The sequence below is a fragment of the Paenibacillus sp. LHD-38 genome (genome assembly GCF_031157315.1).
Lineage (GTDB): Bacteria > Bacillota > Bacilli > Paenibacillales > Paenibacillaceae > Pristimantibacillus.
In genome coordinates this window covers 16,622-27,402 of the sequence record NZ_JAVIFU010000070.1, presented here as the reverse complement: position 1 = coordinate 27,402, position 10,781 = coordinate 16,622, and the positions used below count along the sequence as shown (strand labels likewise).

Below are 10,781 nucleotides of genomic sequence, written 5' to 3'. Positions count from 1 at the left end.
CGCTCTTACAGGAAATTGGGCTACGGACTACATTCTCTACCAGTACTCTCAAACTGTCAAAGTTGAAAATCTAAGAAAGAGCGAGAAAACAGGAGAAAACATTACTTTATAGTGGGAGGTAGAAATATGTTCTTGCAGGAAGCTTGAAAGCAACTTCGCGTGATGAATTCGAGCATTGTCCAATACCATTATGATTCTCCCGGTTGGATAGACAGTCAGGACTTGTTTGAGAAACGCTAAGAATGACTCCACGTTGTATTGCTCGTCTTCTTTCCAGACGATCTTGCCTTCTACATAATCTAGAGTGGCAAGCAATTTTACGCCGTGATGCTTTCCGGTGTTAATGATCCGTTGCTTGACTTTGGCTAACCACGTCTTCTGAAATGCTTGGTAATCTCGAATCATGCTCTCATCTTCAAACAATAAATGATCAATTTCGCCGTTCTCGTATTTTTTAACCTTGGGAAGGTGGATTCGACAAACAATCGTTGCTTTTCTTCGTCAGCGGCCGCCAAGGTATAGGTAGGTTTTGTATAACTTAAATCCATACGGTGCATCAATTTAGAGACACCTCGGATCGAGTAACTCTACCCAAATTCGCGGCTGATGTAGTCTCCAATGAGTTGGAGTGTCCAATTAAACTTTGCTGTAAATCCGACATCATGCGGAACATGATCACAGATGGTTTTCTTCAACTGCTGTTGTTGCTCTTTTCTTAGCTGTTCTGGAGGACCAGGTGAAAACTTCATTTCTAAACCGTCCAGACCTTGCTTACGATACTGGCGCAAGTACGTATCGACCGTACTTTCCTTTCTGCCGATGCTTACTGCAATTGCTGCATTATCTTGGCCGAGAAGATGGAGACGAACCCTTTGGTAGCGTTCAAACATTCTTCTGCTTTTCTCATGCTAAACCTTTGTTCCACTTCTTGCAATTGCTGGTCAACAGTTTTCATCTTCATCACCCGAGTAGAATGGTCTCTACCTATTCGACGAGAATGGATAACAATTCCTTCCAAGTGATTTTAGTTCAACTTATATAGAAGCGAAGGACGCCATTTTAACAAAAATTATAGATGGGGAATTAAAAAGCTCATTACTAAAAGTCTCCGTTGTCCGAAACGATGTGCAGCGGGATATCCAGGAGAAGGCTGCCCGGGATTTGCAATACGACGTTTTTCATAAGCTACGCTTGCTCGGTTTTGCGTATTATGAAAAGCACCCCGTTGGAGAAACGCTCTCCTGCTACATAACGAAGTCTCTGCTGTCCAACAAATCTATCAGTCGTACTTACCCAAACTTATTCAGCAGATATTCCCATCACATCAGCAACAGTGTCCCTTATCTTGCCAAGAAGGCAAAATAGGGGGCGATTTTTATTTTACAGCTTTAATTTCAATGGCCAAATCTAAACTTACTATGGTTTTTTCGTAATGGTCAGGGGGGCTAGAATGAAAGAAACAACTCGAACAAAAGGTAGGAGGTTCAAAAAAATGAAAACTACGACCCCAGCCATGCCGGGTCCGAAGCTGGTCAAGAAGAGCGTGTTCCGGCGACTATCTGCGCAGTATCAGCTGTTAATGATGTCGATTCCGTTCGTTATCCTGATCATTGTGTTTCAATACGTCCCGCTCTGGGGCTGGATTATGGCCTTCCAGAACTATTCTCCGGGCAGGGGCATCTGGAATAGCCCATTTATCGGCTGGGACAATTTCTTATCTCTGTTTGGCGACGAACGCTTCTTCCTCGTCATGCGCAACACACTGGTGATGAGCAGCATGAGTTTGATTACCGGCTTCGCGGGCGCGATCGTGCTTGCGCTGCTGCTTAACGAGGTGCGCCATACGCTGTTCAAGCGGGCCATTCAGACAGTGACGTATATTCCCCATTTCGTCTCAATGGTTGTTATCGCGAACATCGTGATCACCTTTCTGTCTCCCGACGGATTCGTCAACAACATGCTAATCAAGCTTGGATGGATTGAAGAATCAGTCTTCATCATGGGAAAAGGCGAATGGTTCTGGTTCCTTAATACGATGGTCGGGCTGTGGAAGGAGCTGGGCTGGAGCACGATCATCTATCTAGCCGTGCTCGCTGGCGTCAATCCCGAACTGTATGAAGCAGCCGACGTGGACGGTGCGGGACGTCTGAACAAAATGTGGCATATCTCGCTTCCAAGCGTGATGTCAACGGCAGTTATTTTGCTGATCCTGTCACTGGGCTCAATCATTAACATCGGGTATGAATCGCAATTTCTGCTCGGCAACCCGCTTGTGCTTGATTATTCGGAAGTGCTTGATCTATACGCTCTTAATTTGTCGTTCGGTTCCGGGCAATATTCAGTCGGCATCGCGCTCGGGATCTTCAAGACGATCATTAGCCTGGTGCTCGTTATTAGCGTTAACGGCTTGGCCCGCAAAATGAGCGGGATCCGCTTGTTCTAAGGAGAGAGGAGGTATACACATAGTATGAGACAGTTCCGGGAAGCAAGCTTCGATACGCTGAATTACATCTTTTTGGCCATCATAGGGTTCGCAACCCTGTACCCGTTCATCAACTTGCTCGCCGTGTCGTTCAACGATCCGCTCGATACGATGAGAGGGGAAGTATACTTCTGGCCCAATCAATTTACGTTGGACAATTTCAAAGTTATTTTTCAAGAAGATGCGCTGTATATGGCGACCTTACGCTCCGTGCTAAGGACGGTCGTAGGCACCTTATTGTCCGTCGCCTGCACGACAATGCTTGCTTATACGCTGTCGCGCCGGGAATTCTTTTTGCGGAAATCAATCAACCTGCTCATGATTATCAGCATGTATGTCAGCGGCGGCATCATCCCTTCCTATTTGCTGATCAAAGGACTAAGCCTGACCAACTCATTCTGGGTTTACATTATCCCGGGGCTGATCAGCGTGTTCAACGTGATCATCGTACGGACCGCAATCGAGCAGCTGCCGGAGGGGTTGATTGAATCGGCGCGACTGGACGGCGCAAGCGAGTTCCAAGTGCTGTTCAGGGTTGTTATTCCGTGCAGTCTGCCCGTACTTGCAACGATCGTGCTGTTCACATCTGTCGGCCACTGGAATTCCTGGTTCGATAACTACCTGTACAACACGAGGGACAACTTGAATCTGCTCCAATTCGAGCTGATGAAGGTGCTGCTGCAGTCGACCAGCCAAATGGTCAACAATGCGTCCTCGACCGGATACATCGACAACGAGACGGTGAAGAACATTACACCGGAAGCGATCCGAGCTACCATGACGGTGGTCGTTACGTTTCCGATCCTGCTCGTCTATCCGTTCCTGCAGAAGTACTTCATTAAAGGGGTATTGATCGGGGCGGTCAAGGAATAATTTGAAATCGGCAGAGGTTTCTCTGTTGATATATAATTAAATAGAAGAGAGGGTGTCATCGATCTTGAAGAAAAAGTTAGCTGGAATTATCAGTATCGTTTTGGCGGTCTGCCTCACGGCGGGCTGCGCGAACAAGAATGACCCGAGCGGTTCGGCGGGGGAGGCTTCGAATTCGGCAGGCCCAATTGCGTATACGATGTCGACGATAGATTCCAAGTTGAAGTGGAACACGCCTGTCGATAAGCTGATCACGGAGAAAACCGGCGTATCGATTAATTATTTGCCGATTGTCGGCGACGAGGCTCAGAAGATGGACCTATGGCTGGCCTCGGGCGATTATCCGGATCTGCTGCACCTATCGCCGAATATGACGGGTAAGTACCGTGACGGCGGAGCTCTCCTTCCACTTGAAGATCTGATTGAAGAGCATGGCCCGAACATCAAGAAGCGGTTCGGCAAGCATTATGAGCTGCTGCGCGACAAGGATGGCCATATTTACTCTTTGTACGGCGTCAATCTGACGCAGGAAGCGCCGGCCAATTCCGCAGCTTCGTTCATCATTCAATACGACGTGCTGAAGGAAGCCGGTTACCCGGAGATCAAGACTCTGGATCAACTGGTCGATATTCTGAAAGATTACTATAAGAAGCATCCGACGATTGACGGCAAAGAGACGATTCCGTTCTCCGCTTATTGGGGCGGCTTGACGTTCGCTAATCCTGCGATCGCTGCGGCCGGCTTGCCGGATCAAGGGTTCAATATGATCGATGAGAACAATAACGTTAAGTTTGCACTGACAGAAGACTTTGCAAAGCAGTATTATAAGTTTCTAAACAAGCTGCAGAACGAAGGGCTGCTGGACAAGAACATCTTCGGTAAAGGGGAAGAGAACCTCGCGAAGATCGCGCAAGGACGCGTGTTGGCCGAGTTCATGCCGGGCTGGCTGCTGAACAATGCGGAGAAATCCATCGTTGCGGCAGGCAAACTGGAGCGCCAATATGCCAAGCTTCCGCTATTCCTCGATGAGAATACGGAAGACCGCAGCTTTGTCGTCACGCCTACCGGCTCCAGCAGCAACTGGGCGATCAGCAATAAAGCGGATAATCCTGAACGTATTATCCAAATGATCGATTATTTGTTCTCGGACGAAGGACAGAAAGCGATCAACTGGGGAATTGAAGGCTTGCACTACGAAGTGCAGGATGGCAAGCGCGTTCAGAAGCAGGAGTACCTGGACAAAGCGAAAGGGAATCCCGACATCAGATATCAAGACGGCCCGGCCGGACCGGTAACCGGATTCAGCATTGGAGACGGCGCCAAGTTGGATGACGGTGATTACGCGACACCGAACACGAAGGAAACGGTCATTAAGGGTTATGACGATATGACCAAGGATATCCTGTCCAAATACGGAAAGACGACCTGGTCCGACTTCCTTCCGAAGCCGGTGACCGCGCCGGCCATGCTGTGGCAGCTGAACGAACCGGAAGAGACGAAGGCGATCTTCAAAAAATTCGAGGATACGCTTAACAAAGAAATTCCGAAGCTCATTTTGGCCAAATCGGAAGATGGGTTCGAGCAAGCATGGAGCCGTTTCGTCGAGCAAATCGACAAGGCTGGCAAAGCGAAGTATGAAGAAAGCTGGACGGCAGCATGGCAAGATTACGTAAAGCGTTATGATGAAGCTATGAACTAGTGCAAAGTCATGCCGGGCACCCCGCTTGCGGGATGCCCGCCTTTGCTTTGTCAGGGACGAGAGTGGGAAGGAGGACTAAACATGAAGGTTCGTACGAAAATATTCGCCGCCAACGCACTGGTCGGCATTATTCTTCTCGGGTTGCTAACCTACTATATGAGTGGAAAAAGCAGCAACATCATCTTGAGCAATACCGAAGAAGAAGTCGGACGCTCCGTTTCCCAGCTCTCGCAAAACATCGACAATTTGCTGCAGTCTTACGAGCAGGTTGTCGATTCCTTATACACGAGCACGGAACTTCAGGACAAGCTGCTCCGGCATTATGACAGTTTCGCCGAAGCGCAAGAGACGTACCTGAATTATGTACAGCCATATGAAGAGTGGATAACGACGTCAAAAGACATCTTGCGGTTCTCCATTTATACTGACAATCCGACGTTTCAATACGCTCAAGTACGCACGATCGACGAGGAGATTAAGCAATCGAATTGGTATCGGAGCGTACAAGGACCCAAGGCTGGTCTCGTGAAATCATGGACGGCCTCGGAGGAGGATGCGCTGCTGCGACATGGGGTGCTTCGTCTCACGCAGAAGGTCTTCAATACGCCTTCCAACCAGGAGATGTACGTGACGCTCGATCTGGAGGACCGATTGTTGCGCAATCTGATATCGAGTGAGGGGCGGAGCGAGCATTTCATTATCGCTCTTCCGGACGGAAGTGTTCTGATTGATACACAGCGCTCGAATTCGTATCCCGCCCGGCTTGCAGATTATAATTTTTACGAAGATATCGCAACTAAGCCGCAGTTGTCTACATCGGTGTCCAACTATGAAGGACAAGACTACCTGCTAACGAGCATCTCGCTGCAGTCTCGTGGCAGTGTGAATGGATTGACGATCGTGCGGCTCACTCCGCTCGATCAGATCACAGTCCAAGTGAACGATATGAAACGTTCTGCTATCATGCTGTTCATTCTGGCGGTGCTCAGTTTGATTCTGCTGATCTATCTGATCTCGAACCGGCTGACGAACCGGCTGACCGTATTGGCCAAAAGGATGCGGACTGTCGGTCCGGACAATATGGACTCGCTCTCCCGCGTGCAAGTGAGCGGCAATGACGAGATCAGCGAGCTGTACCGTCATTTCAATGAGATGATGGACCGGATCAATCAACTGATCAAGGAAGTGTACGAATCGGAGCTGAATCGTAAGGAATTGAAGCTCCGCAACCAGCAATCGGCATTATACGCCCTGCAAACCCAGATTAACCCGCATTATCTGTTCAACACGCTTAATGCGATATGCGGCAGCTTGCTGGAGAAAGGGGATAGGGCTAATGCGGTTATCGTCAAGCTGCTAGCTCAATCCTTCCGCAACGTCTTGAGCAGGGCGGGCGATATGATTTCCTTGAAGGAAGAAATGGAAATTGTCGATACGTATCTTCGCATTCAAGCATTTCGTTTCGATGAGCGGTTGGTCTATGATTCCAGCATTCCGAAGCTGCTCGCAGCTTGCGAGATTCCGCGGCTGTCGCTGCAGACCGTTGTCGAGAATGCGATCGTCCACGTCCTGGAGAAGGTAGAAGATGTCACCGTCGTTGCCATCTACGCTCGTGTGATAGACGGCAACCGATGCATCGTAACTGTGGAAGACAACGGTCCGGGCATGTCGGCGGAGCAGCTTCGCGAAATAAAGGAAGCGATGAACAACGCTTCCGATTGGACGGGAGACAGGCGGATCGGTCTGCGCAATGTTCACCAGCGGCTGCGGCTTATGTTCGGTGATCCGTATGGTCTTTCTATAGAGAGCGAGCCTGGCAGCGGGACGATGGTGTCGATCATACTGCCGTTGAATGAAGCTGCTGCGGAAGGGAGAGAGAATCATGTTAAATGTTTTGGTGGTGGATGATGAGCCGGGCGCTCTTAAAGCCATGAAATATTTGCTCAACTGGGAACGATTCGGGTTTGCTGTTACCGGCGAAGCTACTAGCGGCAAGATGGCGCTGCAGATGCTGGAGCAGGAACGTTACGATCTGCTCATTACCGACATCCGCATGCCGGGCATTAGCGGACTGGAGCTGATTTCCCGAGTGCGGGAAAAATCGAAGCTTCCTATCGTCGTCGTTAGCGGATTCGAGGATTTTACCTATTTGAAGGAATGTATGAAATACGGCGTTAAGGACTATTTGCTCAAACCGGTCATCGAATCTGATGCGGAGAAGCTGCTAATAAGCATCAAGAACGACATCGATCAAGAGAGGATGCTTAACAAGAAGCTGGACATGAGCGCCCCGGCAGCTCGGGATCATATGTTGAAACAATGGACGCACGGTAATATGAAGGAGAGCGAATTGTCGGAGCGGCTTCCGTTATGGGGATTAACCGTCACGGCATTCAGAAGCTACTGCTGTCTTGTCGTCGAAATGGATTTTCAAGAAACGATGGATGCCTTCATGACGGAGGCCGACATTAAAACGAAGCGTTTCGCGGTACGCAATGTAATGGAGGAGCTGCTCGCCCGAAGGGGGTACTTGTTCGAGGAGTCGCCTGAGCGGTATGGCATCGTGCTTTGCGAGGATAAGGAGTCGATGAAGGAAACCGAGCTTATAGAGCTTGCAACAATGCTGCAGGATAATGCGCTGCATTATACGAAGACGCAGGTTGCGATTGGAATCGGTGAGCCTGTCAGCGGCATGTCGGACGTCAACTTGTCGTTCCGATCTGCCAAGCGGATGCTGGACCGCAAATTTTTTCTCGGAAGCCAGTCCATTATATCCAATTATACGTTCGCGAGAAGATACCACCCAACGCTAGAGACAAATGCGGATGACTTGCAATCTTTATTGGAGGTTATCCTTCAAGGGGACAAGCAACGGGCCGCTGCGCTTCTATCACGGCAACGGGACCGGTTTATGGCCTGCGATGCGTCGAAAGTGGAAGTTCAGACGATGGTGATGGACCTGTTTGCCGGTTTGATCCGTTACATGAGTGAAAATGTCAGCGGCCAGGGACGAATTACCGCCCCATCAGCCGAGGATTACCTCCGAATCGCGGAGGCCGGGACGATTCAAAAGTTGTTTGAATTCGCTTCGCACAAATGTATGCAGGTCATAGATATTATCGAGCAATCGAAACGGGCAAATCAATTGCCGAACACGGTCGAGCGGGTTAAGCAAATCGTGGCATCCGATTATGGAAGCAACATCAGCTTGAAGAGCATTGCCGAGCAGGTCCATATGAGCCCTGTCTACTTGGGTCAGCTCTTTAAAGCTTCGGAGGACGTCTCGTTCAACGATTATTTGATGGGCTTCCGGATGGAGAAGGCAAAGGAGCTGCTTACCAACACTGACCGAAAAGTATATACCATCGCATATGATGTCGGGTATCGGCAGCTGGATTGGTTCTATAAAAAATTTAAAGCGTATACCGGATTCAGCGCTAGCGAGTATCGTTCCCTTTCTGAATAGGGATACGAAAGGCCGGCTGGCATTACTTGAGTGGAGGTAATCGGAATGGTTAACATGCATATATATGGCGATATCAGGCAGGTGGAAGATGGCATCAGGGAGCTCGTCCGGATCGGGAAGCTTGGGCTGAGCGATGAGGGAATACCTGTTCAAGTCATCAGACGGAGCGGGAATATCCTTATTTCACTGGAAGATGGGAAGGGGCGTGTCGAATTCGACGAGCCGCACCACTTTTTCCGCGCAATCGGATTGTTTATAGAGCACGCTCAAACGACAGACCGATTCAATCTGACGGAACAACCGCGATTTGATTTTAACGGTCCGATGCTGGACGTTTCCCGCAATGCCGTACTCAAGGTCGAGACCGTCAAACAAATGATTGGCTATATGGCGCTCATGGGCTTGAACGGCTTGATGCTGTATGCCGAGGATACTTATGAAATTCCGAATCAGCCCTATTTCGGCTACATGAGGGGACGGTATACGCTTGAAGAGCTGAAAGAGCTAGACGATTATGCCGTGCAATTCGGTATCGAGATTGTCCCGTGCATCCAGACGCTCGCGCATCTGGCGCAGGCGTTGAAATGGCCGTTCGCATCCAAGATACGGGACAATCATGACATTCTGCTCGTAGGCGAACCGGAAACTTATGTATTTATCGAAGAGATGATTGTGGCGGCAACCGCACCTTTCCGGTCGAAGCGGATTCATATCGGAATGGACGAATCGTTCGGACTCGGGCTTGGGCGCTATCTGGAGCAGCACGGTTACCGCGAGCGATTCGCGATCATGAATGAGCATGTCGGCCAAGTGCTGGAGATTACCCGGAAATATGGGCTCAAGCCGATGATTTGGAGCGATATGTATTTTCATTTCCTGTCAAGCGATAAGCATGCGTTCCACTACAGTCTGAACGTTGACTTTTCAAAGGAGCGGCTGGAGCAAATTCCGGATGACGTGCAGTTTGTTTACTGGGATTACGGCAACCGGGATCAGAGCGCTCATGAACGCATTATGGCCAAGCATAAGGAATTCGGTTCGAGCCCGATATTCGCGGGAGGCATTCATATATGGGGAAGCATGAGTCCGAATTACGGCAAAACATGGATGAGCTCCCATCCCGCGCTGCTTGCTTGCAAGAAGGAAGGTGTGAGAGAAGTGCTCGCGACGGCCTGGGGCGATAACGGACAGGAAACAAACCATCTAGTCATGCTGCCGGGGCTGCAGCTATTCGCTGAGCACGGCTACTCAGATGAAGTGGACGACAACACGCTGCGCCGAAGATTCGAAGCCTGTACGGGTCTGGACTTGTTCGATGAATTAGTCGGACTGAAGGCGATGGATGAAGTGCCGGGAGTAGAGCCGGGAAATCATTACATGGCGAATCCTTCCAAATATTTGCTTTGGCAGGACGTTATGCTTGGGCTGTTCGATAAGCATGTGGAGGGAGAAGGAGAAAGCCGACTGCCTCAGCACTATGAGTCGATGGCGAAGCAATGGCGGGAATGCAGGTTAAAATCGCCTACCCCGTTTGATCATATCTTTTGTGTATACGAGCAATTAAGTAAGACGCTTGCCGTAAAAGCGACGATTGGGCTTGAAATCGCCAGGTTGTACCGAGAAGAGCGGCGCGAAGAGCTGAGTGAGATGGCTCTGACCGTTCTGCCAGCTCTTCACAGGCAGGTCGATGAATTGCGAATTGCCCATCGCACGCTGTGGATGAGCACATATAAGCCTTTCGGCTGGGAGGTGCTCGATATCCGATATGGGGGTCTGATGGCCCGGATTTCAAGCGCAGAACAGCGTATTCTTGATTATGCAGAAGGACGCGAATCGCGACTTGAGGAGCTGGAATGCGAACGGCTGTTGTTTGAGCAAGGCTCCCCCGACCGTCCGCTTACGTTGAATGCGCCCGGTTACCACCGGATCGTCAGCGCCTCGCCGCTGAGTTGAACTAAACTTTCGCAGCTTGAAATAGGCAGATATGCCTTGATGTAGTTGGGTTGACGCTGAATAAGAGTGTCCTCCTGCTACATTCTGCTTGCTTGGCAGCACCGACAGTGTATCGGTCATTTGGTGGGCTGTTCTATTTGTTATTTGATAAAATTGTTACGCTCGATTGGACCGTTGCTCTACAGCAACTGGTTGATTTGATCAACGAAGTCGCTACAAAGGCAGTAGAAGATCATCCTAATCAGAATTTGTTTTTAGAAGAAAAATGTCAATAATATAAAGACAAAGGATGAACCGTCCGTACAGTAAAG

At 49.6% G+C, this 10,781-nt stretch carries 9 protein-coding genes and 1 pseudogene; 7 read left to right on the top strand and 3 right to left on the bottom strand.

The window, feature by feature from the left end:
* Positions 1 to 48: 48 nt before the first annotated feature.
* From RCO25_RS35015 to RCO25_RS31690, 3 genes are read right to left on the bottom strand one after another with little or no spacing between them, the layout of a single operon-like run.
* A complete protein-coding gene (locus RCO25_RS35015) occupies positions 49 to 423 on the bottom strand; it encodes a transposase (protein WP_374992201.1) in 375 nt (124 codons plus the stop codon).
* Complete coding sequence (locus tag RCO25_RS35010; RefSeq protein WP_374992203.1) at positions 402 to 578, bottom strand: helix-turn-helix domain-containing protein; 177 nt, start codon at positions 576 to 578, stop codon at positions 402 to 404. The genes RCO25_RS35015 and RCO25_RS35010 overlap by 22 nt, the downstream gene beginning before the upstream one ends.
* Positions 579 to 587: 9 nt before the next feature.
* On the bottom strand, positions 588 to 890 hold the full coding sequence (locus RCO25_RS31690; protein WP_309000063.1) for a helix-turn-helix domain-containing protein: 303 nt from the start codon (positions 888 to 890) through the stop codon (positions 588 to 590).
* Positions 891 to 1,492: 602 nt separating this feature from the next.
* On the opposite strand from RCO25_RS31690, the gene RCO25_RS31685 reads away from it, so the two are divergent.
* The 7 genes and pseudogenes from RCO25_RS31685 to RCO25_RS35160 form a co-directional block, all read left to right on the top strand.
* Positions 1,493 to 2,443 carry an ABC transporter permease gene (locus RCO25_RS31685; RefSeq protein WP_309000062.1) on the top strand — a complete coding sequence of 317 codons (951 nt, stop codon included), beginning with the start codon at positions 1,493 to 1,495 and terminating at the stop codon, positions 2,441 to 2,443.
* Between the two features lie 24 nt (positions 2,444 to 2,467).
* On the top strand, positions 2,468 to 3,355 hold the full coding sequence (locus tag RCO25_RS31680; RefSeq protein WP_309000061.1) for a carbohydrate ABC transporter permease: 888 nt from the start codon (positions 2,468 to 2,470) through the stop codon (positions 3,353 to 3,355).
* A 64-nt stretch (positions 3,356 to 3,419) separates the two neighbouring features.
* Complete coding sequence (locus RCO25_RS31675; protein WP_309000060.1) at positions 3,420 to 5,051, top strand: extracellular solute-binding protein; 1,632 nt, start codon at positions 3,420 to 3,422, stop codon at positions 5,049 to 5,051.
* 81 nt (positions 5,052 to 5,132) lie between these two features.
* The gene (locus tag RCO25_RS31670) at positions 5,133 to 6,959 is read left to right on the top strand and encodes a sensor histidine kinase (protein WP_309000059.1); all 1,827 of its coding nucleotides are present in this window, start codon (positions 5,133 to 5,135) and stop codon (positions 6,957 to 6,959) included.
* Positions 6,934 to 8,517: a response regulator gene (locus RCO25_RS31665; protein WP_309000058.1), complete on the top strand. Its 1,584-nt coding sequence runs from the start codon at positions 6,934 to 6,936 to the stop codon at positions 8,515 to 8,517. Before RCO25_RS31670 ends, RCO25_RS31665 begins: the two co-directional genes overlap by 26 nt.
* A gap of 45 nt (positions 8,518 to 8,562) precedes the next feature.
* Positions 8,563 to 10,470, top strand: coding sequence for a beta-N-acetylhexosaminidase (locus tag RCO25_RS31660; protein WP_309000057.1), 1,908 nt, complete (start codon positions 8,563 to 8,565; stop codon positions 10,468 to 10,470).
* A 66-nt stretch (positions 10,471 to 10,536) separates the two neighbouring features.
* Positions 10,537 to 10,694 (top strand): annotated as a pseudogene (locus RCO25_RS35160) (IS4 family transposase); the annotation flags it as partial.
* Positions 10,695 to 10,781 lie beyond the last annotated feature (87 nt).

Bases quoted from the DNA above. Each gene is read 5' to 3' on its own strand.
- RCO25_RS31690 (WP_309000063.1), bottom strand. From the start codon at position 890: ATGTTTGAACGCTACCAAAGGGTTCGTCTCCATCTTCTCGGCCAAGAT.
- RCO25_RS31685 (WP_309000062.1), top strand. From the start codon at position 1,493: ATGAAAACTACGACCCCAGCCATGCCGGGTCCGAAGCTGGTCAAGAAG.
- RCO25_RS31680 (WP_309000061.1), top strand. From the start codon at position 2,468: ATGAGACAGTTCCGGGAAGCAAGCTTCGATACGCTGAATTACATCTTT.
- RCO25_RS31670 (WP_309000059.1), top strand. From the start codon at position 5,133: ATGAAGGTTCGTACGAAAATATTCGCCGCCAACGCACTGGTCGGCATT.
- RCO25_RS31665 (WP_309000058.1), top strand. From the start codon at position 6,934: ATGTTAAATGTTTTGGTGGTGGATGATGAGCCGGGCGCTCTTAAAGCC.
- RCO25_RS31660 (WP_309000057.1), top strand. From the start codon at position 8,563: ATGGTTAACATGCATATATATGGCGATATCAGGCAGGTGGAAGATGGC.